The organism is Moraxella sp. CTOTU48717 (assembly GCF_032057165.1).
Taxonomy (GTDB): domain Bacteria; phylum Pseudomonadota; class Gammaproteobacteria; order Pseudomonadales; family Moraxellaceae; genus Faucicola; species Faucicola tetraodonis.
Map to the genome: position 1 here is coordinate 110,839 of NZ_DAMBBC010000004.1, position 22,207 is coordinate 133,045.

The 22,207-nt window shown below is 44.6% G+C and carries 19 protein-coding genes; 12 read left to right on the plus strand and 7 right to left on the minus strand.

Features of this window, described 5'->3' with window-relative positions:
* Positions 1-113 precede the first annotated feature (113 nt).
* Complete coding sequence (locus RT084_RS04080; protein WP_312383911.1) at positions 114-1,082, minus strand: ketopantoate reductase family protein; 969 nt, start codon at positions 1,080-1,082, stop codon at positions 114-116.
* 134 nt (positions 1,083-1,216) lie between these two features.
* Here RT084_RS04080 and RT084_RS04085 point away from each other — a divergent pair, with 134 nt between their 5' ends.
* The 4 genes from RT084_RS04085 (at position 1,217) to rpmG (ending at position 2,768) form a co-directional block, all read left to right on the plus strand.
* A complete protein-coding gene (locus RT084_RS04085) occupies positions 1,217-1,339 on the plus strand; it encodes a hypothetical protein (RefSeq protein ID WP_257619932.1) in 123 nt (40 codons plus the stop codon).
* The gene (gene bioD, locus RT084_RS04090) at positions 1,339-2,040 is read left to right on the plus strand and encodes a dethiobiotin synthase (RefSeq protein WP_312383913.1); all 702 of its coding nucleotides are present in this window, start codon (positions 1,339-1,341) and stop codon (positions 2,038-2,040) included. Before RT084_RS04085 ends, bioD begins: the two co-directional genes overlap by 1 nt.
* 300 nt (positions 2,041-2,340) lie before the next feature.
* Positions 2,341-2,577, plus strand: a complete 237-nt coding sequence (rpmB, locus tag RT084_RS04095) for a 50S ribosomal protein L28 (protein WP_007116088.1) — start codon at positions 2,341-2,343, stop codon at positions 2,575-2,577.
* A gap of 35 nt (positions 2,578-2,612) precedes the next feature.
* Positions 2,613-2,768, plus strand: a complete 156-nt coding sequence (rpmG, locus tag RT084_RS04100; protein ID WP_007116087.1) for a 50S ribosomal protein L33 — start codon at positions 2,613-2,615, stop codon at positions 2,766-2,768.
* Positions 2,769-2,981: 213 nt separating this feature from the next.
* Here the strand turns inward: rpmG and RT084_RS04105 are convergent, their stop codons facing one another.
* Entirely contained in the window at positions 2,982-4,439 is a 1,458-nt protein-coding gene (locus tag RT084_RS04105) for a C13 family peptidase (RefSeq protein WP_312383916.1), read from the minus strand.
* 347 nt (positions 4,440-4,786) lie between these two features.
* Between RT084_RS04105 and nhaA the strand changes: the two genes are divergently transcribed.
* Both nhaA and RT084_RS04115 read left to right on the plus strand, forming a co-directional pair.
* Positions 4,787-6,004 carry a Na+/H+ antiporter NhaA gene (gene nhaA / locus RT084_RS04110; RefSeq protein WP_409418404.1) on the plus strand — a complete coding sequence of 406 codons (1,218 nt, stop codon included), beginning with the start codon at positions 4,787-4,789 and terminating at the stop codon, positions 6,002-6,004.
* A 113-nt stretch (positions 6,005-6,117) separates the two neighbouring features.
* Complete coding sequence (locus RT084_RS04115) at positions 6,118-6,522, plus strand: hypothetical protein (RefSeq protein WP_313097707.1); 405 nt, start codon at positions 6,118-6,120, stop codon at positions 6,520-6,522.
* A 33-nt stretch (positions 6,523-6,555) separates the two neighbouring features.
* Here the strand turns inward: RT084_RS04115 and RT084_RS04120 are convergent, their stop codons facing one another.
* Positions 6,556-7,593 (minus strand): LysR family transcriptional regulator, encoded by a 1,038-nt coding sequence (locus RT084_RS04120; RefSeq protein WP_007116083.1) that lies wholly within the window; start codon positions 7,591-7,593, stop codon positions 6,556-6,558.
* Positions 7,594-8,046: 453 nt separating this feature from the next.
* Between RT084_RS04120 and RT084_RS04125 the strand changes: the two genes are divergently transcribed.
* Complete coding sequence (locus tag RT084_RS04125; protein ID WP_138018803.1) at positions 8,047-9,636, plus strand: isocitrate lyase; 1,590 nt, start codon at positions 8,047-8,049, stop codon at positions 9,634-9,636.
* Between the two features lie 99 nt (positions 9,637-9,735).
* On the opposite strand, the gene RT084_RS04130 is transcribed toward RT084_RS04125, so the two are convergent.
* The 3 genes from RT084_RS04130 to uvrA all read right to left on the minus strand — a co-directional run bounded on the left by RT084_RS04130 (position 9,736) and on the right by uvrA (position 14,936).
* Positions 9,736-10,836 carry a potassium channel family protein gene (locus RT084_RS04130; protein WP_313097708.1) on the minus strand — a complete coding sequence of 367 codons (1,101 nt, stop codon included), beginning with the start codon at positions 10,834-10,836 and terminating at the stop codon, positions 9,736-9,738.
* 394 nt (positions 10,837-11,230) lie between these two features.
* The gene (locus tag RT084_RS04135) at positions 11,231-11,764 is read right to left on the minus strand and encodes a chalcone isomerase family protein (protein WP_312383926.1); all 534 of its coding nucleotides are present in this window, start codon (positions 11,762-11,764) and stop codon (positions 11,231-11,233) included.
* Positions 11,765-11,981: 217 nt separating this feature from the next.
* The gene (uvrA, locus tag RT084_RS04140; protein ID WP_312383928.1) at positions 11,982-14,936 is read right to left on the minus strand and encodes an excinuclease ABC subunit UvrA; all 2,955 of its coding nucleotides are present in this window, start codon (positions 14,934-14,936) and stop codon (positions 11,982-11,984) included.
* Between the two features lie 435 nt (positions 14,937-15,371).
* Between uvrA and RT084_RS04145 the strand changes: the two genes are divergently transcribed.
* From RT084_RS04145 to ssb, 3 genes are all read left to right on the plus strand, one after another.
* Complete coding sequence (locus RT084_RS04145; RefSeq protein WP_312383930.1) at positions 15,372-16,361, plus strand: hypothetical protein; 990 nt, start codon at positions 15,372-15,374, stop codon at positions 16,359-16,361.
* Positions 16,362-16,541: 180 nt separating this feature from the next.
* Positions 16,542-17,906, plus strand: a complete 1,365-nt coding sequence (locus RT084_RS04150) for an MFS transporter (RefSeq protein WP_050325778.1) — start codon at positions 16,542-16,544, stop codon at positions 17,904-17,906.
* Between the two features lie 137 nt (positions 17,907-18,043).
* Positions 18,044-18,715, plus strand: a complete 672-nt coding sequence (gene ssb / locus RT084_RS04155) for a single-stranded DNA-binding protein (protein ID WP_050325777.1) — start codon at positions 18,044-18,046, stop codon at positions 18,713-18,715.
* A 149-nt stretch (positions 18,716-18,864) separates the two neighbouring features.
* Here ssb and RT084_RS04160 read toward each other — a convergent pair whose 3' ends face one another.
* The gene (locus RT084_RS04160) at positions 18,865-19,905 is read right to left on the minus strand and encodes an NADP(H)-dependent aldo-keto reductase (RefSeq protein ID WP_312383932.1); all 1,041 of its coding nucleotides are present in this window, start codon (positions 19,903-19,905) and stop codon (positions 18,865-18,867) included.
* Positions 19,906-20,289: 384 nt separating this feature from the next.
* Between RT084_RS04160 and gspN the strand changes: the two genes are divergently transcribed.
* Positions 20,290-21,111 carry a type II secretion system protein N gene (gene gspN / locus RT084_RS04165; RefSeq protein WP_312383934.1) on the plus strand — a complete coding sequence of 274 codons (822 nt, stop codon included), beginning with the start codon at positions 20,290-20,292 and terminating at the stop codon, positions 21,109-21,111.
* Positions 21,112-21,121: 10 nt separating this feature from the next.
* The gene (locus tag RT084_RS04170; RefSeq protein WP_313097709.1) at positions 21,122-22,147 is read left to right on the plus strand and encodes a type II secretion system protein N; all 1,026 of its coding nucleotides are present in this window, start codon (positions 21,122-21,124) and stop codon (positions 22,145-22,147) included.
* Positions 22,148-22,207 lie beyond the last annotated feature (60 nt).

Below are 22,207 nucleotides of genomic sequence, written 5' to 3' on the forward strand. Positions count from 1 at the left end.
AAAGGGCAAGCTAGATGCCCTTTTTTATTTGTAGTGGTTATTCATTGCTTTTATCCACCGTTTCTATTTACTGCTTTTATGCCTAGTTTTTTTCAATAGCGCTAGGGTTGTCATCATGACTGATTGTTAGCCATTAATGCACTGATGCCATCATATAGGGTGTCGTTGACCGGGGTGTCAATGCCATGCTTATCCCCCAATTCGCGAATCGTCCCTGCAAACAAATCAAGCTCACAGCGTCGCCCTGCTTTTAAATCCTGTCGCATTGATGGCATGCCTTTGGGATCCAGCGCATCCATAATCGCCAACCATTTTTTGAAATCTTCCTCAGTTAAGGTTACGCCTTCAGCGTGTGCCACTGCCATCACTTCACGCATCGCGGCTTTGAACATGTCGCGCGCTTCACCCGCTTGTTGCACGGTATCAAAGGTACCTTGATACAATGCCACGGTTTGATTGACGCCGGTATTTAACATCAATTTGCCCCACAGCTGGCGCGGCATGTCATCGCTTACTGAGTGCGGGAAATTGACTTGATTAAAGAGGGCATCGACTTGTTGCACGCGTGCGCGTTCAGCGTTATCAGTTGTCATCGCGCCAATGACCAATTGTCCATGATCGCGATAAATCAGTTGGCTAGCATTTTCCCCATTTTTTTCATGCGGCTCATTTTTCATGGCGTCCATTTGCTGCGCCACACAATACACAATGCGCTCGTCACCAAAGGCGTTTGCCAATACTTTTTCGCTGGCGATACCGTTTAGGGCAGAAACAATCAGCGTATTGGCGCCAAGTTGACTTTTGATGAGCGGTAATACCTCATGTAACTGATAAAATTTGGTACACACCATCACCAAATCGGCAGGACTTAGGTTTGAATGAGGGCTTTCATTTGGTGTGACATAGTTGAGTGTTAATGGCTCGCCATTTACCAATAAACCTTGCTGTTGGTAGCGGTTGACACGGTCAGTATCGGCGACGATACGCAAGTTCTCAAAAGGCATGTTTGGGGCTAATATACTGGCAAATAACGCCCCTAATGAGCCAAATCCAACAATGGCAATAATCGGTGAATCGTTCATCTTTTTTCCTGTTATTTTGCGACATTGATTAGAGTTGTGATAAAGTTTAGCAGATTTTTGCACGTATTTTAAAAAAGGAATCACAATGAAATTATTAAAAATGGCTGTGTTCATGGGTTGTTTATAGACTGCTTATGAAAAATCAGCAACAAACTTTGCAAGAACTAATGCCAGCGTTTGAGCAAAAAATTGAAAAAATTACCCAATCAGCTCAAAAAACCACCCAAACCATTAACCATAAAGCAAGTAAGAAATAATGAATTTATCTAATGTTAACGATGCTGCATCTTCACTAAACGGCGCATATTTTGTCACAGGTACCGACACAGAAATCGGTAAAACCACCACCACCGCGCAACTGGTCAAGAATATAGCTGAAAAAGGCAAAAGTGTATATGCTATCAAGCCCGTTACGGCAGGCATGGAAACCGATGACAACGGTCAAACATATAGCGATGATGCAAGGCGCATCAATCAATTTGCCAATGTCAAACCACCGCTGTCTGTCATTGCGCCTATCCAGCTAGCGACGCCTTGCTCACCGCATATCGCCGCGCAGCTTGATAACGTGACACTCACCAAAACCCAATTAGTCGATACCATCCATAAGTCCATCGCAGCCTATCCTGCCGATGTGATTTTAGTTGAAGGGGCAGGCGGCTGGTTTACCCCTATTAATGAGCAAGAAACGCTTGCTGATGTGGCAGCCGCGCTCAAATGCCCTGTCATCCTGGTCGTCGGTATCAAGCTTGGCAGCCTTAATCACGCCATGCTAACCCTACAAGCAATTTGGCAAGCAGGGCTAAAAGTCGCTTTGGTTATTTTTAACCAATTACAGACCGACACGCCTTTTGTCGATGCGCAAATTGACTGGTTAAGTCAGCAAATTTTACGCAAGTATCCTGGGTATCAAAACCCGCCACCCTTGATGGTCAAACAAGGCGTTTTAACCCATTAAATTTTTATCCAATCACATTGCATTTTGGCATAAGTTATGGTATAAATAGCGGCTTTAAATTTACTAGCGATTTTTTGACGCTTGCTTAAAATGGTTTTGATTGACGCAAGTCAAGTGACTAGCCGTGAGTAGCTAATTTTAAGTGCGCCGCCAAAAGATTAATTATTGATTCAAACTGAGATACTCAACACTAGAATCGTTGAAACCCTAGCTTTTTTAGCTTCAATGATATGCGAGATGTGCGAGTATCAGTTGTGACAGGCATGAGCAGCCCTCATGCACACCGATTAGGAGTAAGCCATGTCTCGAGTATGCCAAGTGACTGGAAAACGCCCAGCGGTAGGTAACAATGTTTCTCACGCAAACAACAAAACCCGCCGTCGTTTTCTACCAAATCTACACACCCATCGTTTTTGGGTAGAGAGCGAAAACCGCTTTGTTAAGCTTCGCTTGACTACCAAAGGTATGCGTATCATTGATAAAGTTGGTATTGACCAAGTTTTAACTGATATGCGTGCTCGTGGCGAAAAAATCTAATTTTTGCCTTTTCATATTCTTAGGGAGCAATTGCGATGCGTGATAAAATCAAATTAGTTTCAACTGCAGGTACGGGTTATTTTTACACCACGACCAAAAATAAACGTACCATGCCAAACAAAATGGAAATCAAAAAATTTGATCCAGTGGTACGTCAACATGTTGTATTCAAAGAAGCTAAAATCAAATAATTGACTGACACAGTCTATTTGACGCGCTATTTGATAAAAAAGTGGGTAACTCAGGTTAACCCACTTTTTTATGTCCAAAAGTTTTATGTGCAAAAATTATAAAATCGCTAAAAAATTGGCAGAAAATATCAATTGTTCCTAATCGCTACCGCGATGGATGGTAAGACGAGTGGCAAGGCATCTTGGCAGCTAAAACAGCCGAAACGGTCTACGTTATTTGTGCAGTTGGTGGCTACTTAAGGTATGGGCATCGCTAGTAGCACTGGCGGCAGTCGATGGCGCTATCACAACCGCAGGTAAGGGTTTAAGACTGTTTTCAAATTCTGGCAATATCGCTTTAATAGCATCACCCATCACCAATTGTGGCTCAGACGGTTCAAACCCCATCATTTTTTCCCGTTCAGCAATGCGTTTACTGGCGGCTTCAAACGCAGGTTGAAAACGGCGAAGCTTGGGTAAGCTTTCAGCAAAAAATGCTTGTCCAAAGTATGTATATTCGGCTTCATTAGAACAGCCAAACGATGATTTGTTCGCAGCTGAGGCGGTAATCACGAGGGTATCTGGTGATTTTAACTCATTGATAAATGAGCCAGAATAACAGGCGGATACCACAATGACGCGCCATTTAATGCCAGATTTATCCAATGATTGGCGTAGCCATTTGGCATCGACATTATCGAGCGCTAGCGGTGGGTTGGACATCTCAATCACCTTGTCACCCCCATGCGAGGTCAAGGTCAAAAATAGCACATCTTCATTGACATCCATTTTTTTGGCGATACTTTGCAAAGCGCGTTCAATACTGGTTTTACTGGCAATCGGTAGCGCAGACAGGGTATTGGCATTGTTAATGAGTTCAACCGAGCGTCCTGCTGTGCCAAATTGATGGTCAAAGTATTCTTTGGTTAGCTCAATTTCTGACCGGAAAACATCTTGCTCGCCATGACCTGCGACACCCATAAAGTACCAATCATGTATAGTCGGGCGTTGCGGCTGCACGTTATTTAGCATATGAGCCAGAAGCTCAGGCTGCGCATAAAATGCCGCTTCAGTGACCACGGGTTCGACGGGGTCAGATTGAAAAATCGGCTCAGATTGCACGTTTTTTTGCCATACACTGAGTACGGCAAACGCACCTAGCATAATCAGGACACGCTCAATCCATGACCAGCGTAATTGATTGCCAAAAATCCACAGCAGCGATAATGACTGCCAGACAAACGCCAATACGAACACAATACCAATCGTATCAAACGTCCATTCAGGTAGCCAGCCCAAGTCTGAGATAAACTGAATCAGGCTTTGCACCAGCATCATAAAAGTGTCAGCACACAGCCACAAAATCGCCGGCACAAAAATCAGCATGGCATTAAAATGACGTTTGGCAAGAATCAATCCTGCCACCAACATCACCATCGGCCACACCAAATAACTAATCAGCCCTTGTGGATTAAAATGGGTGGCATCTTCAGCCACCAACCACGAAAACAGCAAATTACTCGCCAGTGCCGTCAATCCAAACAATAAAAACTGCCATACGGTGGGCTTGACCCAATAAAACGCACGTTTGGAACCTATTAGCATGTGACCCGTGGCACGGATATTGGCGATAACGTTATGAGAAAAACGTTTGAGCGGGGTTAAATCAAGATCGGTAAGAGAAGTTGGCAAAATATCCACACTATTGAAAGGCTGATTCTAAATCGGTAGGCAAGTAGCGATAAAATAATAATACAAAATAGGCATGGGGTGTTAACAACTTTATTAATCATTCATGTTTAGAATCTTAACTATCAACACCAAAAAATCATACGGCTAAAAAATTAATTTATCTAAAATAGTGAATAAATGAATAAAATTTTCTATTAATGTAGAATTATGAAATTATTTATCATAAAAATAGATTATATGATATAATAAAATATATGGTATGATGGTATTGTAGGCTATTTTGCTTGGTTTAAGTGTGGTATATTTCATAAATAAAAGATGGTATTAAAAAGAGTTTTAGACAGATGATAGTATTTAACCAATTTAAAAAATTTTTGGCACACGATATGGCTGCGGGTATCGTGTTGGCGTTTGCCGCTGTGTTGGCGATGGTGGTAGCAAACTCTCCGATGAGTGACATATACGAGCACTTTTTGCATCTGCCTATTTCGATAAAAATCGGCTCTTTTAGTATCGATCATCATTTACTACATTGGATTAACGATGGCTTGATGGTGGTGTTTTTCTTTTTAGTGGGACTTGAGCTTAAGCGGGAAATGCTAGTGGGTGAGCTATCAGAGGTCAAAAAAGTCGTCTTGCCTGCGATTGCTGCGGTCGGTGGTATGATGGTACCTGCGATTTTTTATGCCGCATTCAATTATCAGCACGCAGAGTTGATGAAAGGTTGGGCGATTCCGGCGGCGACAGATATCGCGTTTGCCTTAGGTGTGCTGACGTTACTGGGCAATCGCGTGCCCGCCGCGCTCAAAGTATTCTTGGCATCGATTGCTATTTTTGATGATATCGGTGCGATTATCATTATTGCGTTATTTTACTCATCGGGTTTGTCGATGGCGGCACTGGCTTGGGTCGGGGTATGTTTGGTGATATTGTGGCTCATGAATCGCTTTAACGTCACCCGCACCACCGCTTATATAATGATTGGCGTTTTGCTATGGGCAGCCATGTTAAAGTCGGGGCTACATGCGACGCTTGCCGGTGTGCTGCTTGCGCTATTCATCCCAATGACAGACAACAAGCACCCTGAGCATTCACCCCTCGAATCGGTTGAACATGACTTGCAGGACACAGTCAGTTTTATTATTTTACCGATTTTTGCGTTTGCTAATGCGGGCATTTATCTCGGAGGTACGGGGATATCCTCGCTATTGCATACGGTACCGCTCGGTATCGCACTAGGACTGCTGCTAGGCAAGCCGATTGGGGTGATGCTATTTAGTTGGCTTGGCGTCAAGCTTGGGTTAGCTAGCTTGCCTACCAATGTTGACTGGCGACAAGTATTTGGCGTGGGGATTTTATGTGGTATTGGCTTTACCATGAGTTTGTTTATTGGTGGGCTTGCCTTTGCGGGACTTGAGGTCAAACCGTTTGACGAACGACTTGGCATTATTTTAGGGTCATTATTGGCAGGTATGCTAGGGTATTTTTATCTTAAGAAAGTCTTACCAACCCAAGCGCTGACACAGCCGGTGACTAATCCTGAAGACCATACCTATATTCGCTAAGCTATTTACCCAAGGGTAGTGTAACGATAAATAAAACCTACAAATGATAGCAACGAATATTGCTATCATTTTTTTATACCAATGAGTTTGTGATCAATGATAAGGAAAACACCATGCTAACTAACAAGATAAAGGGTAAAAAAGCCGCATGGTTGGGCGGTGGTGTGGCAATAATTGGCTTATTGGCAAGTTGCGCCGGCGTGGCGTACCAATCGCTGCAAAATGGTAAATTAAGCGATATCAAAGAAAGCATTGATAGTGTACCCAAAAAAACGCTGACGCTAAACGGCACCTTTACCCAAAGCTTAGAGCAATCTGAATTTAATGACGGTACGACCAAATACCATGTATTTGACCCAAACAACCTGTTAGCCGAGTATGCCAAAGCGCAAGGTCAAACGGGCGTGTCGATTAGTTTACCTGTCTGCATTGAAGGGCGAGTGACTGAAAAAGGACGTTACGGACATTTAGGAAAATATCCGTATGAGCTGTGGGTGGATAAAATTTGCCAATCCTAGACCAGTCCTATAAGCAGCTTGTCTGACCCTCCCTCATTGACGGTCAGGATCAATTTCAACCAAATCAATGGGCTGGGTATGCAGCGAACCGTCTTGAATCGCAGTTTGGAGCGGATACTTGATGCGCTCTTCGGCGATGATTTGTCGCGACACATGTTGAATCAACTGACGTAACCAACGATGCGCAGGGTGATGCTGTAATAGTGGCGACCATGCCATCGTCAATTCAAACTCTGGAATAAAAAATGGCGGCTCTTTAATCACGATATCATCATTATTTGCCTGCATGCGCGCCACCCGAGTCGGCAGCGTAGCAATTAAATCTTTATTAGCGGTGAGCATCGCAGGCATCTGATAATGACGGGTAAAGACACTGATTTGACGTTTTTGACCGAGGCGTTGTAACGCCGCATCAATCGAGCCAAGTCCACCAGATTTTTCGGGATTGACCCCAAAACCTACACCCATGCCTGTTTTAGAGACCCAAACGTGCTGAGCTTTAAGATAATTTTTTAGGTTAAAGCGATTGACATATGGACTATCAGCCGACAACAAACAACTAAAAGTATCACGCCAAATCAGCACTTGGTGGAAGCTTTGCGGTACCTCGTTAAAACGATTAATCGCCAAATCAACACGCCCTTGCTCCATATCTCGATAGGAGACATCCGATGGCGTTAAGAAGTCTAAAATCACGTTTGGGGCTTCACTGCGCAGCGCTTTAACTAGCCTAGGCACCAGCGTCGCTTCAGCATAATCTGACGTCATAATCCGAAACACACGACTTGAGGTATAAGGACGAAACTCAGTACGCGGCTCTAATAGCTGGGTTAAATCCGCTAACAATTCGCGTACCCGCGGCTGTAATTCAAGCGCCCGCTCCGTCGGTGTCATGCCTTCAGATGAGCGAATCAACAACGGATCATTAAACAACTTACGCAAACGACGTAAAATATTACTCATGGCTGGTTGGGTAATGCCGAGTTGCTCAGAGGCTCTGGTGACATTTTTTTCTCGAAGTAACACATCAAGATGCACCAAAAGGTTCAAATCCACACGTTGTAAATCCATAAATTACTGTTTGTCTAGTTAAAAGTTAAGAAAAAAAGGCTAAAACCGCTAGTTTTAACAGGATTAAAACCTAGCAATAAAACTTAAGTTATTGATTATATTATACTATATTTTAAATAAATACTAAAGATACAAATCATTAAATAGCTAAATTATGAATTAAAGGGTATAGTGCATTCATTCCATTATTTAAGCCAACTTAAAGCTTTATTAGTGCCAAAATAGAATTCTTAATTTTAACAGACTATTTAATATCACTGTAAGAAATATCACGTATTTTGTTAAAAAAAATTGTTAGCCTATTTTGGATATTTAGTTTGTGTCTTAAACATTATTTATATTTTCGGTGTTTAACGCTCACTAAATATTGGCTTATTTAAGACTTTTACTTTTATTACAACACAACAATCATCCTAAGTTTTTTTATCCCACCGTCCTCAACAGGAGACTGCTATGTCAACTTACGTTTCAGCGATTGACCATATCCGCGAACTAAAAGCCAAATATGGTAACTGGAAAAACATCAGCGAAAATGATGCTGCGCGTTTGGTTATCCAAAACCGTTTCAAAACAGGTTTAGAAATCGCTCAATACACTGCCGACATCATGCGTCGTGATATGGCAGCTTATGATGCTGACAAATCAAAATACACCCAGTCTCTTGGTGCATGGCATGGCTTTATCGGTCAACAAACCATGTATGCGGTAAAAAAATACTTCGGTACTACTGAACGTAAATATATCTACCTTTCAGGTTGGATGGTTGCTGCGCTTCGCTCAGAATTTGGTCCACTACCTGACCAATCTATGCACGAAAAAACCGCTGTGCCAAAATTAATCGAAGAAATCTACACTTTCTTACGTCAAGCGGACGAAAAAGTATTAAACGATTACTTCCGTGAATTAAATGCGGCGCAAGAAGCAGGTCAAGACACTAAAGCTATCTTAGACAAAATTAACAACTTTGAATCACACATCGTGCCAATCATCGCTGACATCGATGCAGGTTTTGGTAACGAAGAAGCGACTTACTTGCTCACCAAACAAATGATCCAAGCCGGTGCTTGTGCTATCCAAGTTGAAAACCAAGTATCAGATGCTAAACAATGTGGTCACCAAGATGGTAAAGTCACCGTACCACACGAAGACTTCATCGCAAAACTTAACGCGATTCGTTATGCGTTTTTAGAGCTTGGCATTGACAATGGTGTAATCGTTGCTCGTACTGACTCTGAAGGTGCATCATTAACGCAAAAACTTCCTGTGTCACGTGAGCCAGGCGACCTTGCTTCACAATACTTAGACTTCTTAGAAGTTGAAGAAGTGACGTTAGAAAATGCAAGCGAGTACGATGTGCTATTAAAACGTGATGGCAAATTGGTTCGCCCAACTCGTATGCCAAACGGCTTGTACTCATTCCGCGAAGGCACCAACATTGACCGCGTGGTACTTGACTGTGTGACTGCCCTTGAAAACGGTGCTGATCTACTATGGATTGAAACGCCAACACCAGACGTCGCGCATATCAAATCAATGACTGACCGTATCGCTGCGCAAGTGCCAGATGCTAAGCTTGTTTACAACAACAGCCCATCATTCAACTGGACGCTTAACTTCCGTAAACAAGTCATCGCAAAATGGGAAAAAGAAGGCAAAGACATCTCAGCTTACGACAAAGCGAACTTAATGTCTGCTGACTACGACAACACTGAGTTGAATACCGCTGCAGATGAACTAGCGCGCACCTTCCAAGCTGATGCATCACGTGAAGCCTGTGTATTCCACCACTTGATCACCCTACCTACTTTCCACACTGCGGCATTAAGTACGCACCAGTTGGCAAAAGGTTACTTCGGTGATAAAGGTATGCTAGCTTACGTTGAAGAAGTACAACGTAAAGAACTTCGCGAAGGCGTTGCGGCAGTTAAACACCAAGCCATGGCAGGTTCTGACATCGGTGATGACCACAAAGAAATCTTCTCGGGTGAGAACGCCTTGAAAGCGGGCGGCGCCAAAAATACTGCCAACCAATTTGGTCACTAATTCTTCATTGACTGATTGAGTAAAAAAAACACCTCACGGTATGTGGGGTGTTTTTTTATGAGCCGATAAAATTAAATGGTCTGTATGATTTCTTGAAAGCTAGATAGTCTGCATAATTTCTTGATAGCGAAGTTGGAATTTTTTGATAAAATCAATGGTGGTCTGAATACCCATAAACAAAATAATATACGGGTTTAAACTATTTTCGTTCGACAGCTCAACCGCTTTATCACTTGGATATTCGCTGATAAGTAACATGTCTTGCTGGCGCTGGGCTTGGATATCCGCAAGCTGCTTTTCAAAATTCGGCTCTGCCAAAATATAGCTGCTAGAGTCATAGGATTTGATATCACTTAAATATTGAATACAAATCGACTCCAAATCTGCCCAGCGATAGGTTTCGGTTTCACGCACCAAATTCTCAATACTATTGACCAATTCATCCAAGGCTTGATAATAGTACCAAATCAACGGCTTGCGCGGGTCATCGGTCAAGCGTGCCGAGGCATTAAATAAGTGCTGTAAATTAGTAAATGCTAGCGTTTCGGGAATAGGCTCATGAATACCAATAAGCTGCTGAGGGACTTTGGCGTCAGGCGCCGCGGGCAAATCAGGCGAGCGGTTTAAATTAGCGCGACCCTCATGGTCAGATTGCGCCACTGGGGTTTGCTCTGATTCTATGCCCAGTAGTTGATTAACGCGGTTTAGATAAGTATTCATGTTAAGCGTAATCAAACTATCATGACTATGCAGACGCGCAAAGGCATAAGAGATTTCTTTTCTTGCTTCATAGGCGTCCATCAGATTGCTCATGTTTTCTTCACGCTGATAGGTAATCGCATTTAAAAACAAACCTGCAGACACCACACCAATGGTCGCTTCAATCATCACAAACGCCCGTGTAAAGGTATTGGTTGGGGTAATATCGCCAAACCCAGTGGTGGTCACCGTGATGGTACTAAAATACATGGCTTCCAAAAAGCCCACGTTTTCATGGTTAAACTGCATATTTGGCAAGGTACTGTACAAAAAGCCAAATAGCGGAATTAGCGTCAAATAGATAGTGCCATACACAGCAGGCGGCAACGAAAAAATATCATCGCGCACGATAGGTTTGGCAAGCTTATTGAGGGTAAAGGTTTGCGGCGTGTTACGGGTTGATAGGATTGGTTTAGTGGGCTTTTGCGCAAGTGGTTTCATAAGCTGCCTGATTTTTTTTGTTTTAGACTAGCATACCCATTCAAAAAGAAACATAGTATTGTAGTAACCCTTGATGGACGATAGGGTAAAAGAATCAAAGCAAAAAAATTGCCGCTATTGGGATAAAAAATTGGGATAAAAATGAAAAACACCAACTTACTTGTTATCGAATCAAAGAAAACTAGGCGGGTAAGGGATGAATACCCAGTTATCCTAGTGAATGACGCCAAACATATCAATAACGCCGCTATTCATCTTTAAAATAGGGTTGCAATAAATACAACCCTAGTAACACTAGTAAAAAAGTTACTGGCACTATCAATTAGCTAGATTCACTTCCGATGCTTGATGGGAAGTCTAAAACATGGGAAGTGTAAAAATAAGCAGTGTAACATTAGTGCTGACCTAGCAAATCCTTTTTCATCTCAAGTGATATAGGCTTATCGCCTAACCAAGCACGAAGAATAGCTTGGTCAAAGCCTTCTTCTTTGATATAAGGAAGATCGCCAACCTCATCATAATTTAAACGAACGCCATGCTCTGGCGAAAACTCAATCGTAAACATTGCCCCTTCTTTGATGGTGTTGGTTTTGAACAACTCACCGAACACGTCATCAATCACTGAGGCGATTTTCTGATATTCTTCTTCGCTACTATTCGCTCTAATGCCGTCTTTGAAGGCGTTTTCCAGTAACGAGCCTTTGATATTGCGGCGAGACACCATGCGCAATTGCTTGGCATAGCGTGCAGTAATGGCTGTTTCGGCATCTTCAGTCATTTCACCCAAGTATAGGGCAATATCATAGATACCAATCATAAATTTACTGCGAATGCTCATACCATTTCGCACGCAGATTTGACCATCTAGTTTTAGGGTAGGGGGAAATAGGGTTTCAAGATCGTTGGTTTTTCCTTTAAATAAAATCATCCTAGCATCCTTATCGTTCCTTGACGTTTTTTTGTCCCTGGATATGTCGCAATATCCTTATCTCGTTTCATTGTGTAAATATTAGGTCAACATGTAAAGTATTATCAATGAATATCAAGTCACAGAATGATGAGCAGTTAAAAAAAGGGTTAGACGACAACGTACTAACCCTTACCGCTAAACTTAAGCTTGTAACAAACCTACGCTGGTAACAAACTTAGGCTTGCAACATCGGCTTCAAAAACCGCCCCGTATGCGAGCGCGCGTTTTCCGCCACGTCCTCTGGCGTACCCTCAGCGATAATCTCACCACCGCCCGAACCGCCTTCAGGACCCAAATCTACAATCCAATCCGCCGTCTTAATCACATCGAGATTATGCTCAATCACCACCACGGTATTGCCTCGATCACGTAGCGTATGCAAGATGTCTAGGAGCTTGGCGATATCATGGAAATGCAAACCTGTCGTCGGCTCATCGAGCACATACAAGGTCTGACCGGTATCACGTTTGGATAGCTCTTTGGCAAGTTTCACCCGTTGCGCCTCACCACCCGACAAGGTTGGTGCAGACTGACCTAAACGAATATAACCTAAGCCGACTTCTTGTAGGGCTTGCAAACGGCGGTAAATTGCCGGAATCGCCTCAAAAAATTCTGCCGCATCCTCCACCGTCATATTGAGCACGTCATTGATATTTTTGCCCTTATAGGTGATTTCAAGGGTTTCACGGTTGTAGCGTTTGCCTTGACACGCATCGCAAGGCACATACATATCAGGCAAAAAGTGCATCTCAACCTTAATCAAACCATCGCCTTGGCAGGTTTCACAGCGCCCGCCTTTCACGTTGAAGCTAAAGCGTCCTGCTTGATAGCCACGAGCTTTGGACTCCGGCACTTGGGCGAATAGGTCACGAATCGGACTAAATACCCCCGTATAGGTGGCAGGATTGGAGCGTGGGGTGCGCCCAATCGGACTTTGGTCGATATCGACGACTTTATCCAGATGTTCTAGCCCAGTAATACTGTCAAACTCTTCGGCAACGTGCGTGGTAGCGTTATTGAGCTGTGTGGTCGCTAGTGGCAATAAGGTGCGGTTGATTAAGGTCGATTTACCCGAACCCGACACACCTGTGATGGCAGTAAATACACCAATCGGCAAGTTTAAGGTCACGTTTTTAAGGTTATTACCTTTTGCCCCTGTTAAAGTCAGCATCAAGGGTTTGGCTTCGACTTTACCTTTTTTGGCTTTTTCTTTTTTCTCGCTTTCCGCTTTTTTCGCTTGGTTTTTGGTTAAGGGAATGGCGGAGTCTTGCATTTTTTCATATTTATCGTCATTGGCGATTTTGGCTCGGTGACGCACGGTTGGCACGGCGATTTTCTTTTTGCCTGATAAATATTGACCCGTTAATGATTCGGGATTTTTGGCAATGTCTTCTGCCGTCCCTTCTGCAATAATACTGCCACCATGCACACCAGCACCCATGCCCACATCGATGATATGGTCGGCTAGGCGAATGGCATCTTCGTCATGCTCGACGACAATCACGGTATTGCCCAAATCTCTGAGCCGAGTCAACGTTTGCAGCAAGCGATCATTGTCACGTTGGTGCAAGCCAATTGATGGCTCATCGAGTACATACATCACGCCCATCAAGCCCGCCCCGATTTGGCTAGCAAGGCGTATCCGCTGAGCTTCACCGCCCGATAGGGTTTCGGCAGAGCGGGCAAGAGTAAGATAATCCAAGCCCACACTCACCAAAAATTCCAAGCGCTCACGGATTTCTTTGATAATTTTGGCGGCGATTTCGCCCTTTGCGCCCTCGAGTTTTAATTGCTCATAATATGCCATCGCTTCGCCAATCGATAGCTTGACCATTTCGGCAACGGTACGGTCGCTGACTTCGACATGGCGAGCGATTTCGTTTAAACGTGAGCCGTGACAGGCATCGCAGGTGGCATCGGCAAGGTATTTGGCAAGCTCGTCTCGCACGATGCTGCTTTGCGTGCTGCGGTAACGGCGCTCCATATACGGCAACACCCCTTCAAATGGCACGGTTTTGGTAGATTTGCGACCCCGTTCATCGACAAAGTTAAAAGTCATTTTGTCTTTACCAGAGCCGTGTAAAATGACATCTTTGTGCTTTTTATCCAGTTGTTGCCAAGGCGCTTCCATGTCAATGCCATAATGCTCGGCAACGGTGGTCAGCAAGCCAAAATAATAGGCATGGCGTTTATCCCAGCCTTGAATCGCCCCTTGGTTGAGCGATTTTTCAGGATGCCCGATGATTTTTTCGGCAGCAAAATATTGGCGTTTGCCCAAGCCATCACACACGGGACACGCGCCATAGGGGTTGTTAAAACTAAACAATTTTGGTTCAAGCTCAGCAACCGAGCGATCGCAGACAGGGCAGCTATGTTTGGCGGACAAAATTTTATCCTCAAACTCAGCGTCCATGTCATGCAAGATGGCAATGTCGCTACCGAGTCGTAATGCGGTCTCCAAACTTTCGGCAACCCGATTACCCAAGTCATCCCGTACTTTGAAGCGGTCAACCACCACATCAATGGTGTGTTTAAAGGTTTTGGCAAGCGGTGGCACATCGTCAATATCATAAATTTCGCCATCGACCCGTAGCCGCACAAAGCCTTGCCCTTTTAGCTGTTCCATCAACTGGATATGCTCGCCTTTGCGGTCATCGACGACGCGCGCGAGAATCATCAACTTGGTATCTTCGGGCAATGCCATGACGGTATCGACCATTTCGGTGACGGTTTGCGCGACCATCGGCAGGTGGTGTTCTGGGCACATGGGCGTACCGACACGGGCGTACAGCAGACGCAAATAGTCATAAATCTCGGTAATGGTACCTACCGTGGAGCGGGGATTATGGTTGGTGGATTTTTGCTCGATGGCGATGGCAGGTGACAGCCCTTCGATGCTATCGACTTCGGGCTTTTCCATTTGTGATAAAAACTGGCGAGCGTAAGCCGATAAGCTCTCGACGTAGCGGCGTTGTCCTTCGGCGTATAAGGTATCAAAGGCTAGGCTAGACTTGCCCGAGCCTGATAATCCTGTGATGACGACGAGTTTGTCGCGGGGGATGTCGATGTCGATGTTTTTGAGATTGTGGGTGCGTGCGCCACGAATTTTGATTGCGTCGTGCTGTGCCATATTGAGCTTCTTATTGTGTGTTTTTAAGTGGGAAATTTGGGTAAAAAGATGGGGTTTTAATGGGGGAAATGGGTGGGGGTTTCAAGTTTAATTTTGAAACCTATTTCAACAAATTTGACCAAATATTACGAGAAACTATCAACTGATTAAGTTATCAATTCTGTTAATCATAAATTGCTTTTGGCTCACTGTCATACTTTTTTCATACTCGTAAAATTAACATAACTAGATAAAACATAGCGTTTATTGCAAGCGGTTGTAAACGTGCGGACAATGAAGCTGATGACACTATTAACACAAGTGTTGGAAATATCTTAAATAAAATCATCACTCACATGAGCGATTTTTTATTTTTTATAAAACCCTCAAACCTTGCTATACTTTATTGAATCAAGGAACTAGAAAATTTGTGACTGCAAAATTTGAGACAATAACATGGCAACGTTAACCCAAGAACAAACCGACTTCTTAAAAAGCCACCATATCCCAATGGACAAAACCTTTGACGCCAGCGGACTATCGAGCAAAGAATACAAAGCCAAAATGAAAGAAAATGGCGCGCTCGTTGCTTACGGTGTACCGCCATGCCCAAAAGGTCACACACTCAAAAACAAACAAGCCAACTGCCTACAATGCAACCCCCAAGCCATTGCATCGCTCAAACGCCAAGCCACCCCAGGTGAGGTTTATATCGCCGTCTCACCCGGTCAGCTGCTTGCTAAAATCAGCCTTGTTGAAGACGCGAGCGATATCATCCAGCAATTAAATAGCGAAAATCATGCCGAAATCAATGATTGGGCATTAGCGATGACAGGTCGCACCGACTCCATCGGACAAATGGAAAACCACTTGCAGCAGCGCCTTGCCGATTACCAAGTACCCAGAAAACTCACTGCCGATGGCAAAACTACCAAAGCCTCGGGCGTGTACGACGTTGATGTGCATGATGCGCTTGAAGTAATAAATGAAATGCCTTTCACCTTAAGCGAAATTGATAACGCCGTGATGGATGATTTTCACGCCCGCTATAGCGATAAACAGCTCCGCGAGCAGCAGCAAGCTGAGCAGTTAGCCATCGAAGAAGCAGCACGTAAACAAGCAGAACTTGCCGAACAAGCGCGACAAAAACAGGCTAAGCTTGAAGAACAACGCCAACTACAACAACAAGCCAAACAGCAAAAATTGGCACAAAAACAACAACGCCAACAGCAACTTGACGCCAAAAAAGCGCAAAAACAGCAAAAAATCGCCACCCAAGTGAAGCATAGCCCGTTAGAGGGCGCGCTAGTGGCTACCCCAAAATCATCATCTATCAAGCAGTCACCGCGAGGATTTTTTGACAACCAAAAAAATGTGATGTGGCTGATGATTGCTATCGCAGTGATTTTAGCCATCATGGTAACCGCTTACGCAATGCTAAAATAATGGGGCTAAAACAATAAAGCCAAAATAATAAGGCTAAAATAATTTTTATTGCCAATAAATTCTCTGGGATAAAAATTAGGCATATAATAAGCCGTTTTTGGCAAAATTTTGTGAGCCACCATGTCAGTAAAATCAACGTCAGTAAAATCAACGTCGAGAAATATAAGTCATAACGCCTCCATGAATGCATCGGAAAAGAAAGCGATTGCAGGATTGGGCGGTATCTTTGCTTTGCGAATGCTCGGACTATTTATGATTGTGCCTGTGTTTGCAGTATATGGGACACAATATGCACACGCCACGCCGTTTTTGATTGGATTGGCGATCGGTATCTATGGTTTAGGGCAGGCGATTTTTCAGATTCCCATGAGTTTTTTGGCGGACAAATATCCGCGTAAACCGATTATCATTGCAGGGTTATTGGTGTTTGCGCTTGGGGGAGCGATTTGCGCCTTATCAACAGATATTTATATGGTGATATTGGGGCGTTTGATTGCAGGCAGTGGTGCGGTTTCAGCGGTAGTGATGGCACTGCTTGCGGATGTGACCCGTGAAGAGCATCGTACCAAAGCGATGGCAACCATGGGGCTGACCATTGCCATGTCGGTGATGGTCGCATTTGGGCTCGGTCCGATTTTGACGCATGTGCTCGATATCTCAGGCTTGTTTTGGGTGACAGTGGCGTCCGCGATTTTCGCCATTGGCTTACTGTGGATCGTGCCCACCCCAAATCGGGTGCTAAAGCACAATCTCAATAATCACTCAGTTAAAGCACAGTTTGCTGACGTATTAAAAATTGGCGATATTAACCGGTTGCATTTGGCGATTTTTGCGCTGCATCTGTCAATGACAGCGATGTTTACCTTATTGCCGCACCAGTTTCATGATGTGCTCGGTTTGACGGTGGCGCAGCAAGGTTTTGTGTATTTGCCGCTACTATTATTGGGTTTTATCATTGCGGTTCCACTGATTATCATCGCAGAAAAAAAACGGCAAATGCGCGCCGTGTTTTTGGCGTCTTTAGCGACCTTGGTGGCGGGATTGGTATTTTTGGCGGTGGCTAGTCAGACCATTGTGGGTTTAATTATTGGGCTTGCGGTTTATTACATTGGCTTTAATAGCCTTGAGGCGACCATTCCGTCTTGGATTTCCAAACGCGCGCCCGTTGCCAACAAAGCGACGGCAATGGGTATTAACTCATCTGCACAGTTTTTGGGTGCTTTTGTGGGCGGTGCCATGGGCGGTATTTTGCTCACCAAACCGATGTGGCTGTCATGGACAGTGCTCGCCATCGTGACGGTTATTGCGCTATTGTTTATTCTGCCGATTGCATCCCCCCCGTATTTGACCAGCCTAACGATTACCCTGCCAACAGGTATTGACACAACTGCATGGTCACAGAAAATTTTGGCGATTGACGGTGTGGATGAGATAGTGATGATGCCAAAAGAAAACATTGCTTATCTCAAACTGGATAAAGAAAAATTGACCGATGACACGCGACAGCATTTGTCACATCTTACCGGTCAGACGCTAGCAATTTGATGCAAAGTTTAGTAAAGTAATGGCATTGTAGTTGCGCTAAATCCGCAAAGATTTGGCTAAAAATACTAGAAAACTATTAAGAAAGGCATCAAGAAAGTTATCAAAAAATTCATCAAAAAAGTTATCAAGGAAATTCTATGCGCGGCGTAAATAAAGTAATTATTGTAGGCAACCTTGGTTCAGATCCTGAAGTCAAACAATTTGCCAATGGCGGTAGCGTGACGCGTATCGCCGTGGCGACAAGTGAGCAGTGGAACGACAAACAAACAGGTGAGCGCCGTGAGCAAACCGAATGGCACCGTATTTCATTGTTTAATAAACTCGGTGAAATTGCAGCGCAATACCTGCGTAAAGGTAGCCAAGTCTATATCGAAGGTAGCCTTCGCACCAGTAAATACACCGATCAAAATGGCGTAGAGCGTTACGCCACAGAGATTCGTGCCGACCAAATGCAAATGCTTGGCACAGCAGGCGGCGTTCAAGGCGGTATTGCTAATAACAACACTGCCGGCACAACCTACCAAAACCAGCCCCAAGGTGGTTATAATCAAGTTGGCTACAACCAAGGTGGCAACCAAGCACCCAATCATTTTGGTGGCTATCCAAACCAAAATAATGCCCAAACTAATAACCAAGTTGCGCCCCAAGCGGGTCAAAATGCAGGATTTGGCAATAACCCATTTATGAATGGCAACCAAGCGCCACAAGGGGCAAATACAGGCAATAATCAGCCTGCCCAAAATCCCCAACAAAACCCAGCCATGGCAATGCCAAAACCAGGCGCAGTTGATGATGATATCCCGTTCTAGACTTTAAATTTTACTAGCTTTAAAAAAAATCCTTGCACAGTCACACTGTTGCAAGGATTTTTTATGCCGTTTTTTCTGATAGTAGCCTGCTAGTAAGGTGCAGGGTCTAAGATGCAGATTTAAGTTACAGGGTTTAAGGGTTACAAGGTCTAAGGCGCAGGGTTCGGGTATAAGGTCTGCACCGCTTCGATATCAGCCAATACCTCTTGAGATAATACCAAGTCTACGGACGCGATATTGCTGGCTAGTTGCTGAGTGGTGGTTGCCCCAATGATGTTGGCAGTCACAAACGAGCGGCTATTGACAAACGCCAGTGCCATTTGTGCCATATCTAGATGATGTTTTTTGGCGACCTCGGCATAGGCTTGGGTGGCTTGTTGCGCTTGCGCATTCAAATAACGGGTAAAATGGTTATAAAGGCTCAAGCGACTGTTGGCAGGCTTGTTACCGCCCAAATATTTGCCTGATAACACACCAAATGCTAGCGGTGAGTAGGCAAGTAGCCCAATTTGCTCGCGGTGACTAATTTCTGCCAGTCCCACTTCATACAAGCGATTGAGTAAACTATACGGATTTTGTATGGTGATAGGTCTAGCAAGCCCATGTTTATCGGCTTCTGCTAAGTAGCGCATGACCCCCCAAGGGGTGTCATTGGATAACCCATAAGCGCGGATTCGACCTTTGGTGATTTCATCATTGAGGGCTTCGATGGTTTCCAAAAATGGCGTCAATTCTTTGGTGTCTTGCTGCGCCATACTTTCTGTATAGCCGCGTTGACCAAAAAAGTTGGTCTGACGCTCTGGCCAGTGTAGCTGATAAATATCGATATGGTCGGTTTGCAAACGCTGTAGATTGCTATCTAATGCCGCACGAATGGTTTTTTTATCAAACTTGGTATTGCCATCGCGCAAAAAGTAATTGCGAGAGATTTTACTCGCCAATACGACACCATTTCTTTTGCCTGTCTTGGCAAACCAGCTACCCATAAAGCGCTCGGTATCACCCTGTTTGTCTTTATCAGGGGGTGACGGATACATCTCAGCGGTATCCCAAAAGTTCACACCTTGGGCAAGGGCATAATCCATTTGTTCATGGGCATCCTGCTCGCTGTTTTGCTGTCCCCAGGTCATGGTGCCTAAGCAAATTTTGGAGACGCTATCGCCCAGTTGTGGCAATGTATCAAATTGCATGCTATTTTCCTTGTGTTTTGCATTATAGTTTTAACCGGCTTGGTGAGGTGATTGTAGCAAACTCATGGTGATAAAGTCGGTTGCAAATTGTAGTGAGTATGGCAGGTAGCCGCAATAAACAGTCTGCCCAAAACAAGCCTGACAAAATTTTGATTTTTTATGGATTGACATTACAACGCAATAAAAATCAGTTATGATAAAGCGTTTGATTTTAGTTAGAAAAATATTCGAGCGTTGGCGCAGAGTGGGTTCAAAATTTTGCGCTAATGGCAATTTTTATCCTGCATGAATTATTTGATTGTTGGTTAAGCTGCTTGTGGATTGTGTCACTTTATTGATGTCAAAAATATTGGTGTCAAAAATCATTGTAAAAGGTATTCAAGTTTGGCAAGTGTCAATTCATTACGTCCGACAAAACTATGGTGGCTGGTAGGTCTGGTTTTGCTTTGCTTAAGCTTGTTGATTCAGCTACCTGCAGCGTGGTTGCTGCAAAAATTTGCCCCAAACAACCCTTACTTGCAGCAAATATCCGGCAACCTTTGGCAAGGTCAAGCCAATTGGCAAATCAATGCGCGCCCCAATACGCCGCTGGCGGGTAGTGTCGATTGGCGCTGGCAACCGTGGCATTTATTGATGGGCAAACTGGGTATGGCAGTCGATATCCGCTCTGGCAAAACCGACTTGCAAGGGGTGGTCAAATTCAATAAAACCAGCTGGCAAGCCAATGATTTCAACGGCAAAATCAGCCCTGATACATTGGCGCAGTTGGTCAGTTGGCAATTACCCGACACACCGATTACCATCAAAGAAATGTCGATTGAAAAAAATAAGCAAGGCTATCAAACCGCCAAAGGCAACATGAACTGGGCAGGCGGTGATTTGGGGTATCCCACAGGCGGCAAAAACTACCTCATCAAACTCCCGACCATGCAAGGCAACTTAAGCGCAGATAAAGCCAGTGTGCAGCCAGCAGACAACAATGGTGCCAATAGTAGCAACAAGGCAGCGCAAGGTAAAAGCTTGCATTTAGCCCTTACTACACCGCAAGGTGAGCGATTGGGGGATTTTTATCTTGACCAAGATAATATGATAGATGTGTCATTGACCCAGCGGCTGCTCAAAAATATGCCAGCGTACCAAGGCAAAGGGGCTGATGACAGTGTGGTGGTGTCCATTCGCCAACCTTTGACCAGTATGGGTAATTAGAGACTCAGCGATGATAGCAGATATGATAAAAGCCACCCAGCGCCCCTCGTTGAGCCGTAAAACAACGACTGGTAAATTTGTGCCGATGGCGGTGGTGGAAAAACTGTATCCTTGGTTGCTACTGGCAGCTATTTTTTGGTTGGTGTGGCAATTAAGCCAAGCGATTTGGCTATTGGTTGCCCCGCCCAAACCCCCCGCACTCACCCCAATCCCCTTGCAGACGAACTTGGTCGCACAATCTGCCAATAGCAATGCATTAGATTTTTTTGCTCAGCCAACTGCCCCGCAAGCGCCGGCAGCGACACCCCCAGATATTAAAGTGGTGGGCGTGACCATTGCCACCCCAGAGAGTCAATCGTATGCAATTTTGACCGCCAATGGTAAAACCTTAAGCTATCGTATCAACGACATGATTGATGGCAGTGGTTATAAATTGGTCAAAGTCGCAGCCGATTTTGTAATAGTGGCAGATGCCAGTGGTCAAACCAGTAAAGTGCCATTTGGGCAACCGTTTTTTCTTGACCAAAGCGAGGCTATCAGAGCCAAAGCGCAAGCCAACGGTGCAGCAGGCGTGGGCAACGGCTCAAATATGGGACAAACCCCCACACCGAGCTTAGGCGGCGCTGCGCCACAAGCGATTGGCGGCGCGCCAGTGGCTACAGGCGACCCCCATGATCGAGAGGATTCTGCGCCCAGTATGGCGACGTCAAATGGTGCCAATACCTCGCCAAGCGGTGCATCGTCAGCCATTGGTGGGGCGATTCAAGGGCTTCAGCAAAATGCATCAGGGTATCTAAGCCAAATGGGTGTGGCAGCGACAGGGCAGGGCTATTTGGTGACCGACGCCATGTCCGCAGGACTAAAAAACCGATTGGGGCTACAAACAGGGGATAAAGTCCTCTCCGTCAATGGACAAAACGTGGGTCAAAACCCAACACAAGATGCCCAGCTACTACGTCAAGTACAACAAGCAGGACAAGCGCAAATCCAAGTTCAGCGCGGCGACCAAGTCGTGACAGTACGCCAGTCATTTTGATAAAAGATAGTAAAAAGTTACAGACGTCATCGCTACGTGAGACACAAGTCGGTGACATGC